This is a genomic window from Burkholderia sp. AU44665 (assembly GCF_030504405.1).
In the GTDB taxonomy this organism is placed as follows: Bacteria; Pseudomonadota; Gammaproteobacteria; order Burkholderiales; family Burkholderiaceae; genus Burkholderia; species Burkholderia semiarida.
Window position 1 is genome coordinate 23,033 of sequence record NZ_JAUJRI010000033.1, and the last position, 16,029, is coordinate 39,061.

The window sequence follows — 16,029 nt, forward strand, 5'->3', positions numbered from 1 at the left end:
GCGACCAGCGGCAGAATCCGATTTCGCCTCGGGAGCAAGTTGATCTATTCGCTCAATCCCACGGATTCAGAATCGCGACACCGGTTTCAACAAAACCGGCAACGTTGCGCGTCACGACCGTCATGCCATGCACGATCGCCGTCGCAGCAATGAGCGCGTCCCGCTCGGATCGCCGGTCCGGCACATGGAGCCGTGCGCATCGTTGGGCGACGGCGGTATCGACCGGTAACACGCGCCCAGCGAACTCGGGCAGCACGTGCCCGTCAAGCCATGCCCTGAGAGCGCCCCCTGTTCCGTGTCTCTGCGCTCGGCCTGCAAGACACCCGTCTCCAGCTCCATGATCGTGATGGCCGAGACAAACAGCACCGACGCATCGACGGTCGAACACCAGGCCGCCACGTTCCTGTCCGCCTTGCCCGCCCGCACTTTCCGGAGTTCCGAAACCACATTGGTATCAAGAACGAACATCATCAGAAGCCGACCTCCTTGATTTTGACGTTTGCGCGCGGCGGGTCGAACTCAATGTCCTCGACACCCGGCATAGCGAGCGAGTCGGCAATGTTGCGCCGCTGCCGGGTGAGACGCTGGTATTCCTCGAAACTCAGCAGCACATGGGCCGGCCTGCCGCGGTCGGTGATGAACACGGGGCCATCCTTCGTCGCCTTCTTTGCCTTGGTCACGTCCTGGTTGAGCTCACGACTCGAGAGGGTGGTGATGGTCACGATGGACTCCTGGAAGCCATATATGTAGGTATGTTGCTACAAAATGTGAATCCGTGTCACTCCTGGCCCTGTGCGCCGGGATTCCTCGCGATATCTGTAGCAACGTCCTACAGTTATGAGAAACAACCGCACCGCATCCCCTGCTCGGCGATGCGCACCCGAATCCGAGGACTGCCCATGCCGAGTATCTTCGCCGCACCCGCCAATGCCCCGCCAGGCCCCATCGCGGCGGAAACGCGCATGGTGCACGACGTGGCGACGCTGAAGCCGTCTGCCTACCGCTCGGCGGACGGCGCGTCGTGGGTCATCTCGACCATCACGCCGGCCGCTGACAGCGGCGCGAACGTCACGGGCAACACGTATTTCGACACCGCGAAAGGCCGCACCGTCCCGGTACCCGACGCGCGCCGCCGCTATGCGAACCGCGGCACGTGGCAGGTCGTCGCGAGCGCGAGCCCCGCCGTGCCCGCGACGGGCCGCTACGACTGGCTCACGCTCGCGTGGCTGCCGATCAACCGGCGGCCGCCGCCGCAAACGCCCGAGCACCTGTATTCGCCGTTCATTCGCGGCGGCACGATCGTCTATCGGTGGAATCCGGCCGCCGAAGGCGGCGAGCAGTTCGGCAACGTGCGGATGATCTTTCCGGAGTGGGCGCGGCAGGTGGCCGACGCGTTGCGGTCCGCACCGGCCGCGACGCAAGACGGTGTGTCGTCGGCGTCGCAACCGGCGCTCGAGCGCCTGAAAGCGGACACGAATCCGATGACCGCCGTACTCGACTTCGGCGATGCGCTGCGCGAGGAACCCGCGGAGCGGATCGTTGCCCGGCTGCCTGCGCTGCTGACGGTGGAAGACCGGCGTGAACTATCGGCGATCGTGTTCCTGTGCCTGTCCGCCGCGCGCGATGAAGACCGGCCACGCTTCGTCGACACGATCAACGCGACGATCGCGGGAACCGACGACCGCGCGCGCCTGCTGGCGATCGCGTACGGCGCGTTCGCCGCAGGACGAACGCAACCGGTTCCATTCGGCGACAAAGCGCTGAATACGTTCGTCAACGATGTGTTCGGTGCGCTGAAACGGCGGACGACGGCACTCGGCATACCGGTCGCGCAAGGGTCGCCGTGGTACGCGTTCTTTACCGCGTATCGGCTCGGTGAGGCGGAATCGGGCAACGGCTCCCGACGCTGACGGCATCACGCTTCGCACCTCCCGCTTCCCGCTTCCCGCAAGCCTGCCTGTCTATCAAAAAGCCGCCGCTGCTTGCAGCCGCAACGACGCCCGGCGCTTACGCCGCCTTTCGCTTGCGCGTGTCTCCTGCGTTCGATAAGACCCGCCTCACGGGAATTCCCGCCTGAATCAGCCGGGACCGAGTGATCGATGCGCGCCCGTTTTTTATCCTTGCATGACGCACCGACGGACAGACCAAGGGCCTGTCATTCGCACAACGCATCGCCAGGCCGCGGTCCCGCGCGATTCGTTCGCCGTCCGCACAGGTGATGTTTTCCCGGCGGTGGCGCGTATTCGCGGCGACGTCCCTATAGTTCGAGGCACTCGACATTTCCACAGGAGCCCCGTCATGTTTGCATTCTCGATCCGCAACCTCGCCCGCTACGCCGTCCTCGCGTCGGCCGCCACCATGCTGCCGACCGCCGAGGCCGCATCCAGCCTGCCCGCCACGCCGACGATTCGCGCGATGGCCGGCGCGCAACCGATCGACCATCTCGACCCGAAGACGACCGCGCTCGTCGTCATCGATTTCCAGAACGAATACCTGAACGGCAGGATGCCGATCGCCGACGTCCAACAGGCGATGGCCAACGCGAAACGCCTGATCGACTTCGCGGACCGCAACGGCATGCGCGTCTACCAGGTCCAGCACGTCGCGCCGGCAGGCTCGGCGTTGTTCGCACTCGGCGGCAAGACCGTCGAGTTCATTCCGGAAATGAAGCCGCGCACGCAGGACGTGGTCGTGCGGAAGGAAACGGTCAGCGTGTTCGCGAGCACCGATATCGACAAGCGCCTGAAGGCGGACGGTATCAAGACGCTGGTGATCGCGGGCCTGATGACGCACGCATGCGTCGCCGGCGCCGCCCGGGATGCCGCGCCGCTCGGCTACGGCGTCGTGGTAGCATCGGACGCCTCTGCGACGCGCGCCATCGCACGCGCGAACGGCCAGTCGATCGACAAGGACACGCTGCACCGCGCCGCGCTCGCCGAGATCGAGGATACGTTCGGCGACGTGAAGACGACGGCCGACATCCTCGCCCTGCCGCTGCGCTGATCGTTCGCCGCACCGCACCCGCCGAAGCGGGTGCGGCGGCCCGATCATCGTTTCTTCCGCGAACCGGAGCCCGACATGGATCAACTGCTCGCGATGCGCGTCTATCGGAGCCTCGTCGAAGCAAAAGGATTCTCGGCCGCGGCCGATCGCCTCGACACGACCCATTCGACCGTATCGCGCCAGTTGAAGCTGCTCGAAGCCAGCCTGGGCGTGCAGCTCGTCAACCGCAACACGCGCCATTTCTCGCTGACACCCGCCGGCGAGCGCTATTACGACGCGTGCGTCGAGATTCTCGAGCGCGTCGCGGCGGCGGCGGAAGACGTGACCGATACGCCGGGCCAGCCGTCGGGCGTGTTGCGCGTCAGCATGCCGCTGTCGGTCGGCACGCTGGAAATGCCGGCATGGCTGCCCGCGTTCCGCACCGCCTACCCCGACATTCGCCTCGACGTGTCGTGCAGCGACCGCTTCGTCAATCTGATCGGCGAAGGGTTCGACGTCGCGCTGCGCATCAGCGGCGAACTGCCGGACTCCGATCTCGTCGCGAAAACCCTGGCGATCTCCGACGAAATTCTCGTCGCGGCGCCGGACTATGTCGCGCGCCGCGGCCTGCCGCGCACACCCGCTGAACTGGCGAAACACGATCTGCTCGCCTACAGCGGCGGCGACGACCGGATCAGTTGGCGCGTCGCACCGCCGAGCGGCGCACCGGTCACGGTGCGGCTCGACGGCCCGCTGCGCATCGACGCGATCACCGCGTTGCATGCGGCCGCGCTCGGCGGCCTCGGCATCGGCGCCTTCACGCACCACACGGTAAGCAACGACATCGCGCACGGGCGGCTCGTCCCGATCCTGCCCGGCCATACGCTGGCGAAGCGCCGCTACTACGCGCTGTATCCGAAATCCCGGCACGTGCCGCCGAAGGTGCGTGCGTTTGTCGACTTCGTCGCCGCGCTTTACGGCACGCATGCCGGCGGCGACGGCCAGTGAGCAAGCGATCGACCGCCGCCCGCGGTTGCGCCCGGGCAGCCGAGACGGGCGTCATGTCGCGAACGCGTGAATGCCCTGTGCTCGCATCTGGCAGCGTTCCTATTCCGTTAAACCAGCCGATATACACCGGGGTGCGGCCGCGCCCACCGACCGCCACAAGGCATTCACGCGTGCACGCACGACGCTAAAAAAAGCGGCCGCTCGCGAGCGGAGCGGCCGTCAAGGAGAGATCCCTGTGCGGGATACCGGCGGACACCACACCAGACCGGCATGCATATTGTTGATGAACGGCACGCTGCTGACCATCGGCCCCGTCTGATTCGCTGCACGCCGGCGTGAACGGCATGCAATCCCGGGCTACCCCGCCTGGCGCCTGTCGCTTTCCGCAACACGCCGTTACGTTCCGGAAAGGAACCCCATCCGCGGCAACCGGTCGAAACGCCGCACGACCGCCGACGGCTCGATCGCCGCGGCGGCCATCCGCCTTTCAGCCCCGCTCGATCACGTCCATCATTCTTCCTGCCTCATGCTGAGCATCGGTCCCTTCTCGATCCGCGTCGTCGCGGTAGCCGTCGCCGCGCTGCTGGCGTGGCTCGTCGCGCGCTTCATCCAGCGCCGTCCGCCGGACGGGCATCACAAGAGCGCGTCGAGCCTGATCCTCGACGTGCTGCTGCTCGGGCTGATCGCCGCTCGGGTCGGTTACGTCGCGCAATGGTGGCCGGATTATGCGGCGACGCCGCGCGCGATCGTCGCGCTCGGCGACGGCGGCTTCGACGCGCGCATCGGTATCGCGGCCGCGCTGGTGTTCGCCGGCTGGCGCCTGCGCCGTCTGCCCGCGCTGCGTCGGCCGGTGCTCGCCGGCATCGTCGCGGGCCTCGGTGCGTGGGGTATCGCGCAAGGCACGCTCGCGACGTTGCAGCGCGGCGCGCCGCCGCTTGCCGCGATGCCGCTCCAGGCGCTCGATTCGACGCCCGTGTTGCCGGCGGGCTTCGTCGGCAAGCCGGTCGTCGTGAACCTGTGGGCGACCTGGTGCGCGCCGTGCCGCCGCGAGATGCCGATCCTCGCACAGGCGCAGCGTGACCATCCGGGCATCACGGTGCTGATGCTCAACCAGGGAGAAAGCGCGCAAGCGGTGCGCGCTTTCCTCGAACAGCAGCACCTGCGCTTCGATCACGTGCTGCTCGATCCTTCGCTGCACGCAATGCATGCGTATGGCTCGCGCGGGCTGCCGACCACGTTGTTCTTCGACGCGAAAGGCCAACTCGTGGAATCGCACATGGGCGAGCTGACCGCCGCGCGGTTGAAGGACACCGTTACGCAACGCTTCGGGCAGTAGCCCGCAACGCAGGAATCAGACCTGTCCGATAGGCCGGGCGATACGCGGCCCGTACACTCGGGCCCATGATTTCGCTGATCCAGTCCGCCTTCGATACGGCGCGCGATGCGGTCGCGCACGTCGCGCGCCGCCCTTCGTTCCTGCGCAAGCTCGACATCGCCGTGCTCGCGCTGATCGTCGCGAGCGTGCTCGTCGTGATGGCCGACAGCGTGCAGGAGTTGCACCAGCAATACGGCCACGCGCTCTACGCGGCCGAATGGGCGTTCACGCTGCTGTTTTCCGCCGAGTACCTGCTGCGCCTCTGCACCGCGAAGAAGCCGGCCGCATATGCGCGCAGCTTCTTCGGCATCGTCGATCTCGTGTCGGTGCTGCCGACCTATCTCGCGTTCTTCTTCCCGGGCCTGCACGCGCTGATCGACGTGCGGCTGCTGCGGCTGCTGCGCGTGTTCCGCATCCTCGGGCTGTCGATCTATCTCGAGGAAGGGCAGATGTTGATCCGCGCGCTCACGCGTGCGCGGCGCAAGATCTTCGTGTTCATCGGCGGGATGTTCGTGCTCGTCGTGATTCTCGGCACCGTGATCTTTCTCGTGGAAGGGCCGGAGCACGGAATCACGAGCATTCCGGTGGGCGTCTACTGGGCGGCCGTGACGATGAGCACGACCGGATACGGCGACCTGACGCCCGTCACGCCGCTCGGCCGGTTGATCACGTCGTGCGCGATCCTGCTGGGCTACGGGATCATCGCGTTCCCGACCGGGATCATGGGCGCGGAGCTGGTCGCGTCGGCGCTGGAGCACAAGCGGGCCGGCAAGGGCGACATATCCTGTTGCCCGCATTGCGGCGCCGCGCTCCCGTCGCATGGGGAAACCGATGCGGCACCGCGCGGGCGCGCGGATGCGCATCGAAACGACACGTAGCCGACATTGCCGCCGGCCTCGAAAGCCGGCCACGACGACGCCCCTTCACCGCGTCTAGCCGCCCAGCGTCTGCACGAACGCGGCCACTCCCGTCAGCATGATCTGCACGCCCACGCACAGCAGCAGGAATGCGGAAACGCGCATCGCGACCTTCGTCCCTTCGCTGCCGAGATAGCGCGCGAGCGTCGTCGCGCGGCTGTAGATCTGCCAGATCGCGAACGCGACGAGCGCCGCGACCGCCGCCGATACGACCCCCGACAACAGATAGTCGCTCGCCGTATGCGCGCGGTTCGCATGCAGTGCGATGCCGGCCGCGATCGAGCCCGGGCCGATCGTCAGCGGCACGGTCAGCGGAAAGAACGCGCGCGACATCAGCTTGTGCAGGTCGTCGCCGTGCGCGGCGGCGTCGCCGCCGGCCGGTACGTCCGGCGCGTTCAGCATCGACCAGCCGGCCACGGCCACCGCGAAGCCGCCACCGATCCGCAGCGCCTCCATCGATATTCCGAAGAAATTCAGCACCGGCGCGCCGGCGAAGAAAATCACGAGCAGCGTGGCGAAGACGTTCGTCGCGAGCCGTTTCGACAGAATCGCGCGCTCGGCTTCGGTCAGCGATTGCGTGCGCTCGAGAAACACGAATGCCATACCGACCGGATTGATGATGCCGATCAGGCCGGTGAAGCCGAACAGGATTTCAGGGATCAGACGGTCGAGCTGCATCGATCGTACTCTCCGGTAACGAACAGGAATAAAAAAGCGGCCAGTCGGGAAGACCAGCCGCGAAGAGGAGATATCTCCATGATCCGGCACACGGGGGTGTGCCGGGCCGCAGAACCTGAATTGTCGGGAATATGAACCGGGAAGGAAATCAGCCACGTCCGATTTTTGCGTCGCAGATCATCAGCATCGCGACGGCCGACCCCGGACAGACGCCCTGAAACTGGCTGGACGCCAGCAACGGCGCGGGCACCGCCTCGCGGGCGATACGGACGAAGCCTTGCGTGACGAAGTAGTCTTCCGCCGTCGTGGTCAGCAGCGCGACCGACTGGACGGCACGCGCGCGGCATTCCGCGAGCAGGCGAGCCACCAGCATCCGCCCGACGCCGGCGCGACGCGCGTGTTCGACGACAGCGATCGAACGAATGAGCGCATGGCGTCCGTGGAGCTCGATTCCACCACACCCCACGATGCCGGCCGCCGCGTCGGCAACGACGAAATGCGGCAGATGTACGGCAACGCCCGCAGTCGGCAAACCGCTGGCACGAAGCAGCGCGTCGATCGCGGTCAGATCGGATTCGGTCGCTTGACGAAGAAACACCATGGTTCCACTCCCGGTTTGCCGTGACATTCCCCGAATCCAGCACACTCGCGCAAATCCGACGCGCCGCGCCGGAATGCGCGCGATGCGCCCGGGTGTCCATTCAATGGCAATCTGTTTACATTTACATGCGGAATGCACATGCGAATGCCCGCTCGCCGCGTTGTGCGCCTTGGCGATACGTCGAGTATTCGGGGCGTCGCGTTCCGTATGTCAACAGACCCTAGATACGCGCTTGATTGACGCGCTTCGACAGCTCCTCCGCGCTTTCCTTGCGCTCGCTGTACCGGTCGACCAGATAGGGGCCGACGTCGCGCGTGAGCAGCGTGAACTTCACCAGTTCCTCCATCACGTCCACCACGCGATCGAAATACGCGGACGGCTTCATCCGCCCCGCTTCGTCGAACTCCGTGAACGCCTTGGCCACCGACGACTGGTTCGGGATGGTCAGCATGCGCATCCAGCGCCCGAGCACGCGCATCTGGTTCACCGCGTTGAACGACTGCGAGCCGCCGCTCACCTGCATCACCGCGAGCGTCTTGCCCTGCGTCGGCCGCACGGCGCCCGTCGACAGCGGAATCCAGTCGATCTGCGCTTTCATGATGCCGGTCATCGCGCCGTGCCGTTCCGGCGAGCACCACACCATGCCTTCCGACCACATCACGTGCTCGCGCAGCTCGACCACTTTCGGGTGGCTCTCCGGCGCATCGTCCGGCAGCGGCAATCCGCTCGGATTGAACATGCGCACCTCGGCGCCCATCGCCGTGAGCAACCGCGCGGCTTCCTCGGTCAGCAGACGGCTGAACGAACGCTCACGCAGCGAGCCGTACAGAAGCAGGAACCTCGGCGAATGAGTCGATGGCGCCGCGGGCCGCAGGTGCGCGACGTCCGGCACGTGAAACAGCGTGGCGTCGAGTTGCGGCAGGTCTTTCAGGGAGTCGGTCATGGGGCGGTTCTCTCGTGATCTCGGGCCCGGCACTCGTACCAGCCCTTCGACCGGTTGACGATACGCACGACCAGCAGCATCGTCGGCACCTCGATCAGCACGCCGACGACGGTGGCCAGCGCCGCGCCGGATTGAAAACCGAACAGGCTGATCGCGGCCGCGACCGCCAGCTCGAAAAAGTTGGATGCGCCGATCAGCGCCGACGGGCAGGCCACGCTGTGCTTCTCGCCCACCGCGCGATTGAGCCAGTACGCGAGCGCCGAATTGAAGAACACCTGAAGCAGGATCGGCACCGCGAGCAGCGCGATCACGAGCGGCTGCCGCAGGATCGCTTCGCCCTGAAACGCGAACAGCAGCACGAGCGTGGCCAGCAGCGCGGCGATCGACCACGGGCCGGCCTTCGCCATGGCGGCGTCGAACGCCGCCTGCCCCTTCGCGAGCAGCATCTTGCGCCACAGCTGCGCGAAGATCACCGGAATCACGATGTAGAGCACGACCGACGTGAGCAGCGTCGCCCACGGCACCGTGATGGCCGACATCCCCAGCAGCAGGCCGACCAGCGGCGCGAACGCGATCACCATGATGCTGTCGTTCAGCGCGACCTGCGACAGCGTGAACAGCGGATCGCCGCCCGTCAGCCGGCTCCAGACGAACACCATCGCCGTGCACGGCGCCGCGGCCAGCAGGATCAGGCCCGCGATGTAGCTGTCGAGCTGGTCGGCCGGCAGCATCGGCGCGAACAGATGGCGGATGAACAGCCAGCCGAGAAACGCCATCGAGAACGGCTTGACGAGCCAGTTCACGACGAGCGTGACGCCGATGCCTCTCACATGCCGACGCACCTCGTGCAGCGCGCCGAAGTCGACCTTGACCAGCATCGGGACGATCATCACCCAGATCAGCAGCCCGACCGGGAGATTGACCTGCGCGTACGCCATCCGGCCGATCCGCTGGAACAGGTCGGGCAGCACCTGGCCGAGCGCGATGCCGGCGACGATGCACAGCGCGACCCAGATCGTCAGGTAGCGTTCGAAGAAGTTGATGGAAGGCTTTGCGACAGCCTTGCCCGGCGGGGCGACGTTGGATGTGTTCATCGGACAGGTTCAGCCTCGAAGTCGTTGGCGCTCGCGCGTTTCGGCAGACCGCCGCGCAAATGATCAGGTTTGCGAGATCGCGGTCAACGCCGTCTGGAGTTCGGCATGGCTCATGCGTTCCAGCGGCAGCGCCAGCAACTGCAGCATGCGATAGCCGATCGCCTGACGCGTGAGTTCGAACGCGCGGCGCTTGCCTTCGTCACCGCCCGTCGCATTCGACGGATCGGCGTAACCCCAATGGACTTTGACCGGGCTGCCGGGCCAGTACGGACAGGTTTCCGCCGCCGCGCCGTCGCACACGGTGATGACGACGCGCATTTCCGGCACGCCGTCGCCAACGAACTCGTCCCAGCTCTTGCTGCGGTATCCGGCCACGTCGACGCCGGCGTTCGTCAGCGCTTCCAGCGCGAACGGATTGAGGCGACCGCTCGGCGCGCTGCCGGCGCTGTAGGCACGCACATCCTTGCCGAGCTTCGCGGCCCAGTGATTGAGCATGCCCTCGGCCAGCACGCTGCGTGCCGAGTTGTGGGTACAGAGGATCAGGACGTTCGTGGTCATGGGCGGGGCACGCGAATGCGCTTCAGGATTGCCGGTTGCGGTTGCTCTTTGCCGACGGCGAACAGACGGAAACCGGCGAACACGGATTCCCGCCGCAACAGTTCTCCGTGAGATAGCCCAGCAGCCCGTTCATCGTGTCGAAGTTCGCGCAGTAGAAGACGAAGCGGCCTTCCTGGCGGCTGGTGACGAGCTGCGCATGCGCGAGCTCCTTCAGGTGAAAGGACAGCGACGATGGCGGCACGTCGAGCAGCGTCGCGATCCAGCCGGCCGGCATGCCTTGCGGCCCGGCCTGCACGAGCGCGCGAAAGACGGCAAGCCGGGATTCATGCGCGAGCGCCGCAAGGGCGGCAACGGTCTGGTTCGTTTCCATTGTTCGATACTAATCGAAATATGGAAACCAGGAAAGCGACGCCGAACCATGGCGTCGCCGGAATGGTCTGCCCCCAAGACGACGCGCGCCGTGCCCGCGCGCGACGTGCGCCGTCAGCGCCCGATCAGCCGCGTGTGACTCGGCAACGCGACCGTGAGATCGGTGTCGCCCGCTGCCGGCCGCGACACGTCACGCGTCGTGGCAAGCCATTGCGCGAATTCGGCGGCGGTCATGCCGACGGCCTCGGCCGAACTCGATGCGGGAGTGCCCGCCGGCTCGCCTGCCGCGTGTGCGGCCCGTTGCGCATGCGTTGCCGCACCACGAGATGGCGGGGCCGCCGGCGCATTCGACGCCGCGTCCGGCGCCTTTTTGCCGCGCGACATGGCGGCAGGCTTCGCCGCCGAACGCGCGGCGGCAGCAACCGGCTTCGCGGTGACCGGCGATGCGGGTTCGGCATCCGGCGCCGCGGCTTGCGCCACGACGGCATCCGATGCGATCGCCATCGCCACGGCCACCGGCGCATCGCCCGACGGCGCGCGGCCGGCATGCAGCGCACGCGATGCCGCGGATGCCGCTTCCGCCGCTTCCACCGCGACAGCCGCCGGACGGGCAACCTCGCCGTCCGCGGCCGTCGCACGATCGGCCGGCACGATCGCCACTTCGGCCGCCCTGCCGGTCGCCTGCGCCACCTGCGTCGCGGCAACGGCCGCCGTCGGCGCCGCCAGGATCGCCGCCGAATAGACGGCGCCATGCTCCGCCGCATGCTGACGTTCATCGACGAAATGCGTCGCGAAAACGCACGTCGCGCCGAACAGCGCGCACGCCATCAGCGTGAGCCGCCAGTGGCGGCGCAGCGGGTGCGGCCGGACCCATGCCCGGTTATCCGAGCCGAAATCCTCCGCACGCACCGCCTTCTCGGCTTTGCGCGACTTCGTTGCGTGAACAACCATATCGGCTTGCCCGGCCGCGGGCATCGCCGCGCGGCGCGTGCCCTTCAGGTCGAACACGTTCGGTTTCGGCCGCCGGCTCGCCACGAACGGCCGGCGCCGCCGGCCGTACGGCGGCGGCACATCCGAGAACGGATGCGCGAGCGGAATCGCGTAATGGCCGGTGATGTCCTGCATGCTCATGATGTCGACGACGCATTGCGCGACATCCGCCGCGGCAATCCGTGCTCCCGTAGTTGAACGAATGACCCCGAGTATCGCCGTCGCGCCGGTTTCGGTAAATCGGACTGCGTTACCTTCGATCCGGACCGTAGTCGGCCTGGTCCTACCGATCCGCGGCCGGCCCGGCGGACGGCACTTAGAACCGGCCGCGCAAGCCGATGAACACCTCGTTCGACGACAGCTTCGACTTCAGTTGTTCGTCGCGCGCGTTGATGCGGTTCGCGAACGTGTTGAAGCCGGTCTCGACGTTGCCCATGTCGACATAGCGATACCCGAGGTCGATCGAGAAGCGCTTGTTGATCGCATAGCTCACGCCCGCGCCGGCCGAATACGCGAGATTGGTCTGCGTCTTCGACGCGAAGCGGCGCGTGTCGTTGGTCTGCCAGCCGTCGGCCGACACGATCGCGACGCCGATGCCGAGCGTGCCGTACACGGAGAAGCCGCGGCCGAGATCGAAGTCCTTGTAGCCGTTCAGCATCAGGCGCTGCGCCGACACGTGGAATTCGTTCGCGTTCGCGTCGAACGGCGCCCAGTAGCTGGTGAAGTTGTTGGTGCGCTTGAACACGTATTCGCCTTCCGCGCGCCAGCCGTTGCCGAACTGGTAGCCGAGGCCGAGCGAGCCGGTGACGTTCGAGCCCGTCTCCGGGCCGCCGACGCGGCTCGTGACGCGCGGGCTCGTCAGCTCCATGTTCACCGCGTTGTCGAACGCGCCGATGACGCGGCCCGTCGCGTAGTAGCCGGCGTCGTCGAGTTCGGCGGCCTTTCTCGTTTCCGGCGCGGCGACGGTATCGGCAAAAGCGGCGCCCGAGAACAGCAGGGCCAGCGTGGAAGGCACGGCAAAGCGCTTGATCATGATGAATCGAATCCTTGACGATGGATGACTGGTCGGAGAAGCCCCCATCGTAGGAATCGCGCCGCGATCGTTGAACCCGTTCGGCTACGGGTTGCGCCTCCGTAGCGCTACGGAGGCGCCATGCGATGCGATGGAAGCGCCGAGCCTGCGAGCGCCGCGTAATCGCGCACGAGTTCGACGAGCGACGCGGCCCGCAGCTTGTCGAACACGTTCGCGCGATAGGTCTCGACGGTGCGCGGCGACAGCCCGAGCACGCGCGCGATCTCCTTGTTGCTCCAGCCGCGCACGATGCCGTCGAGCACTTCCCGTTCGCGCGCGCTCAGCGTCGCGATACGGGCCGCGCGCGTCTGGCACGCATCGTCCTGCCCGCGTTGTGCCGCCTGCCGGCGCAGCGCCTGCTGAACCGTATCGATCAGCTCGTCGTCGTCCGCCGGCTTGCGCAGGAAATCGAGCGCGCCGCGCTTGAACGCGCGCCGGCACGCATCGACGTTGCCGTGGCCCGTCATCACGATCACCGGCAGGTCGCGTCGCGCACGCAGTGCGTCGAGCGCGTCGAGCCCGCTCATCCCCGGCATCCGGATGTCGAGCAGCACGCAGCCGAGCGCCGGGTCGTCCGCATCGGCAAGAAACGCCGGCGCGTCCGGATAGCAGCGCGTCGGCACGCCCACCGTGCGCAGCAGCAATGCAAGCCCGTCGCGCACGGCTTCGTCGTCGTCGACGATCGCGACGACCGCTGCGGCGGGCGCCGAATAAGGCGAACCATTCATGCGGCCTCCTCTGCCAGCGGCAACGACAGCACGGCCTCGACACCGCCCGACGGCAGGTTGCGCACCGTCAGCGTGCCGTCCTGGCGCTGCGCGAGCGTGTCGCACAGCGGCAGCCCGAGGCCGAGCCCGCGCGCACGCGTCGTGAAGAACGGTTCGAACAGGCGCGGCAGCGCGTCTTCCGGCACGCCGGGGCCGTTGTCGACGACGCTGAAGCGGTAATGCCGGCCGACGCGCGCGCCGCTCACGCGGATCTCGCCGCGCGACGTGCCGGCCCCGGTACCGGCCAGCGCATCGCGCGCGTTCCGGATCAGGTTGTGCAGGATCTGCTCGATCGCGATCGGCTCGGCGAACGGCCGCTCGCGCGGCGCCGCGTTGTGCCAGCCGAGCGCGACGTGCTCGCGCGCGCATTCGTCGCGGTACAGGAACAGCAGCGTGTGCATGATCGCATCGGGATCGAGCGCGCGGCGCTCGCCGCCATGCGCGGTGGTGACCGCTTCGCGCATGCGCTCCAGGATCGCGGCCGCGCGCTTCGCCTGCGCGACGCTCGTCTGCAGCGCTCGCCGCACGCTGTCGCGCTCGTCGGGTTGATCGAGCAGGCGTTCGGCCGCACGCACGTGGCTGACGATCGCCGCGAGCGGCTGGTTCAGCTCGTGCGCGAGGCCGGCGGCCATTTCGCCGAAGGTATCGAGCCGGCCGAAGCGGTCGAGCCGCGCGCGGGCATCCTCGCGGCGCCGCGCCTCGCGCAGCCGCCACGCGACGAGCGCACCCGCGACGAGCAGCGCGGCCACCGCGTTCCACAACGCGATCGGCAGCCACGGCAGATCGGCGGCCGTCAGCGTGCGCGTGGTGTGCAGCACGAATGCCTGCGGCTGCGCGGGCAAGCGCTTCTCCAGACGCACCGTCCAGCCGGGCAGTGGGCTGCCGGAAGCACGCGACAGCAAGTCGATACGGCGATCGCGCACCGCCAGCGCCGCCGACGAAATCGCCGACGACCAGTCGCCCGCCGGAATCATCTGGCGCGGATCGACACGCACGGCCCAGCCGGAATTCGCCACGAGCCAGTACGCGGCGGCGCCGTCGAACACCATCGCGAACGGTTTGCCGGGCGTCGGCCGCGGCGGCTCGGCCGGCGCCGGTCCGCCGTCGGTTTGCCAGCCCGCGCCGGCGCGCCAGTACGCGAGCCCGTCGACCTGCGGCATCCGCTCGCGCAGGCTGTCGAGCATGTGCGCCGGCGGCGCGGCCAGCGACGACGCGCCGAGCGTCGCGAGGATCGCCTCGTGCTGCGCGGCCTTCTGCGCGAGCAGACGGATGGTGATGCTCGAATCCTGGAAGAAGCGGTTGTACGCGTCGGCGACGGCGCGCGACACGACGAACGCGGTGCCGGTCAGGCTGAGCGCGAGCCACGCCAGCAGCGCGACGAGTCGGACGGAAGGTTTCATGGGCAACGAGGATTCGGCAACGGATGACGGATGGCACGCAGCGCGGCGCACGGCCCGCGCGATGCAGCGAACGCGGAGAAGCCGTCGCGACGCCGCACGCGATGCGCTCCATTGTCGGCAACTCCGCATGGCCTGTGGTCCGAATGCCGTTATGTTTCCTGTCAGACCGGTCCCAAACATGCGCTTTCCGTGGCAGCGGCGCGCAGTTTCGGACTGGACTGATTCTCTTCAGACTCCGAAACGACCACAATCGGCCTGCTTGTTCTCCGTCTCCAGGAGATCAGGCTCCATAGTCGATACTTTTCCCGCCTTCTCCGGCGGGACTTTTTTTGGACGGCATCACGCCACTCCCTGCCCGGAGCCTTCCGGCCATGATCCCGCTTCTTTCCCTCCGGTCGCGAACGCACGCCGCCACCGCGCCGCACCGGCTTCGCCCGCTCGCACCGTGACCGACGCCCCTTCGACCGCGATCGCGATCCTGACGATCGACCATCCGAGCCGCGGCATGTTCGACGACCGGCTGCGCCGCGCGGGCCATGGCTACGATCGGCTGCGCATCGACGACATCCTGCGTCGCGCCGGCTACCGGCCGTTGCGCTTCGAATATCTGACCGATCTGCTCGCGGCCTGCGACACGCGCGCGTTCGATCTCTTCATCGTGCAATGCGAAACGGCCTGCCGCCGCACGACGGACGCGATCCGCGCGCTGCGCGCGCGTTTCGCCGACACCGTGGCGATCGTGTCGATCAGCCAGCGCGATGCGGATCTCGCGCAATCGGCGTGTTTCGTGGCCGGTGCGAACGAGCATCTGCCCTACGCCGCGTCGCCCGACGCGCTGATCGGCAGCATCGCGACGTGGCTGCGCTGGTCCCATCACCGTGCGATCCATCATCGCCACTGGCGGATCGGACAGTTCGAGTTCGATACGGCCGCGCGCAGCGTGACCGTCGCCGGCCGCGAGCACGTGCTGACCGAGAAGCACTTCCAGATCGCGACCGCGTTCTTCCTGAACATGGGCCGCGCGCTCGATCGCGCGCACGTGAGCCAGCTCGTGTGGGGCTCGCTCGTCGCGTCGCAAAGCCGGCGGCTCGACACGCACGTCGCGTATCTGCGCGACCGGCTCGAACTCGACGGGCGGCACGGCGTGCGAATGATGACGATGTACGGCTTCGGGTACCGGCTCGTCACGTGCGAGCCGGACGAACCGCCCGGGCCGGACCCGCGCCGGGCCGACGGCACGCGCGCCGCGCAACCCTGACGGGCAGCGTTGCGTAC

17 protein-coding genes and 1 pseudogene are annotated in these 16,029 nt (G+C 67.5%); 6 read left to right on the forward strand and 12 right to left on the reverse strand.

Annotated elements, in window-relative coordinates:
- Positions 1-52: 52 nt before the first annotated feature.
- A pseudogene (locus tag QZM15_RS32160) lies at positions 53-471 on the reverse strand (type II toxin-antitoxin system VapC family toxin).
- Positions 471-722, reverse strand: coding sequence for a type II toxin-antitoxin system Phd/YefM family antitoxin (locus tag QZM15_RS32165; protein ID WP_059638851.1), 252 nt, complete (start codon positions 720-722; stop codon positions 471-473). Before QZM15_RS32165 ends, QZM15_RS32160 begins: the two are co-directional and overlap by 1 nt.
- Positions 723-899: 177 nt before the next feature.
- On the opposite strand from QZM15_RS32165, the gene QZM15_RS32170 reads away from it, so the two are divergent.
- From QZM15_RS32170 to QZM15_RS32190, 5 genes are all read left to right on the forward strand, one after another.
- On the forward strand, positions 900-1,910 hold the full coding sequence (locus QZM15_RS32170) for a hypothetical protein (RefSeq protein WP_302107918.1): 1,011 nt from the start codon (positions 900-902) through the stop codon (positions 1,908-1,910).
- A 388-nt stretch (positions 1,911-2,298) separates the two neighbouring features.
- Positions 2,299-3,003 carry a cysteine hydrolase family protein gene (locus QZM15_RS32175; protein ID WP_302107919.1) on the forward strand — a complete coding sequence of 235 codons (705 nt, stop codon included), beginning with the start codon at positions 2,299-2,301 and terminating at the stop codon, positions 3,001-3,003.
- 75 nt (positions 3,004-3,078) lie between these two features.
- Complete coding sequence (locus QZM15_RS32180) at positions 3,079-3,990, forward strand: LysR family transcriptional regulator (RefSeq protein ID WP_302107920.1); 912 nt, start codon at positions 3,079-3,081, stop codon at positions 3,988-3,990.
- Between the two features lie 526 nt (positions 3,991-4,516).
- Positions 4,517-5,326 carry a TlpA disulfide reductase family protein gene (locus QZM15_RS32185; RefSeq protein ID WP_302107921.1) on the forward strand — a complete coding sequence of 270 codons (810 nt, stop codon included), beginning with the start codon at positions 4,517-4,519 and terminating at the stop codon, positions 5,324-5,326.
- A gap of 65 nt (positions 5,327-5,391) precedes the next feature.
- Positions 5,392-6,243, forward strand: a complete 852-nt coding sequence (locus QZM15_RS32190) for an ion transporter (protein ID WP_302107922.1) — start codon at positions 5,392-5,394, stop codon at positions 6,241-6,243.
- A gap of 54 nt (positions 6,244-6,297) precedes the next feature.
- Here QZM15_RS32190 and QZM15_RS32195 read toward each other — a convergent pair whose 3' ends face one another.
- The 10 genes from QZM15_RS32195 to QZM15_RS32240 form a co-directional block, all read right to left on the reverse strand.
- Positions 6,298-6,960, reverse strand: coding sequence for a MarC family protein (locus QZM15_RS32195; protein WP_059576287.1), 663 nt, complete (start codon positions 6,958-6,960; stop codon positions 6,298-6,300).
- 148 nt (positions 6,961-7,108) lie between these two features.
- Positions 7,109-7,561: an arsenic resistance N-acetyltransferase ArsN2 gene (gene arsN2 / locus QZM15_RS32200; protein WP_367033699.1), complete on the reverse strand. Its 453-nt coding sequence runs from the start codon at positions 7,559-7,561 to the stop codon at positions 7,109-7,111.
- Positions 7,562-7,781: 220 nt separating this feature from the next.
- Positions 7,782-8,504: an arsenical resistance protein ArsH gene (arsH, locus tag QZM15_RS32205; RefSeq protein ID WP_302107923.1), complete on the reverse strand. Its 723-nt coding sequence runs from the start codon at positions 8,502-8,504 to the stop codon at positions 7,782-7,784.
- On the reverse strand, positions 8,501-9,598 hold the full coding sequence (gene arsB, locus QZM15_RS32210; protein WP_302107924.1) for an ACR3 family arsenite efflux transporter: 1,098 nt from the start codon (positions 9,596-9,598) through the stop codon (positions 8,501-8,503). The genes arsH and arsB overlap by 4 nt, the downstream gene beginning before the upstream one ends.
- A gap of 63 nt (positions 9,599-9,661) precedes the next feature.
- The gene (locus QZM15_RS32215) at positions 9,662-10,156 is read right to left on the reverse strand and encodes an arsenate reductase ArsC (RefSeq protein ID WP_302107925.1); all 495 of its coding nucleotides are present in this window, start codon (positions 10,154-10,156) and stop codon (positions 9,662-9,664) included.
- Between the two features lie 22 nt (positions 10,157-10,178).
- Positions 10,179-10,526 carry a helix-turn-helix transcriptional regulator gene (locus QZM15_RS32220; protein ID WP_302107926.1) on the reverse strand — a complete coding sequence of 116 codons (348 nt, stop codon included), beginning with the start codon at positions 10,524-10,526 and terminating at the stop codon, positions 10,179-10,181.
- Positions 10,527-10,639: 113 nt separating this feature from the next.
- A complete protein-coding gene (locus QZM15_RS32225; RefSeq protein WP_275905311.1) occupies positions 10,640-11,650 on the reverse strand; it encodes a serine protease in 1,011 nt (336 codons plus the stop codon).
- 181 nt (positions 11,651-11,831) lie between these two features.
- Positions 11,832-12,548, reverse strand: coding sequence for an outer membrane protein (locus QZM15_RS32230; RefSeq protein WP_302107927.1), 717 nt, complete (start codon positions 12,546-12,548; stop codon positions 11,832-11,834).
- A gap of 107 nt (positions 12,549-12,655) precedes the next feature.
- On the reverse strand, positions 12,656-13,315 hold the full coding sequence (locus QZM15_RS32235; protein ID WP_302107928.1) for a response regulator transcription factor: 660 nt from the start codon (positions 13,313-13,315) through the stop codon (positions 12,656-12,658).
- Positions 13,312-14,754: a sensor histidine kinase gene (locus tag QZM15_RS32240; RefSeq protein WP_302107929.1), complete on the reverse strand. Its 1,443-nt coding sequence runs from the start codon at positions 14,752-14,754 to the stop codon at positions 13,312-13,314. The genes QZM15_RS32235 and QZM15_RS32240 overlap by 4 nt, the downstream gene beginning before the upstream one ends.
- 445 nt (positions 14,755-15,199) lie before the next feature.
- On the opposite strand from QZM15_RS32240, the gene QZM15_RS32245 reads away from it, so the two are divergent.
- A complete protein-coding gene (locus tag QZM15_RS32245) occupies positions 15,200-16,012 on the forward strand; it encodes a winged helix-turn-helix domain-containing protein (protein WP_059638842.1) in 813 nt (270 codons plus the stop codon).
- Positions 16,013-16,029: the final 17 nt, after the last annotated feature.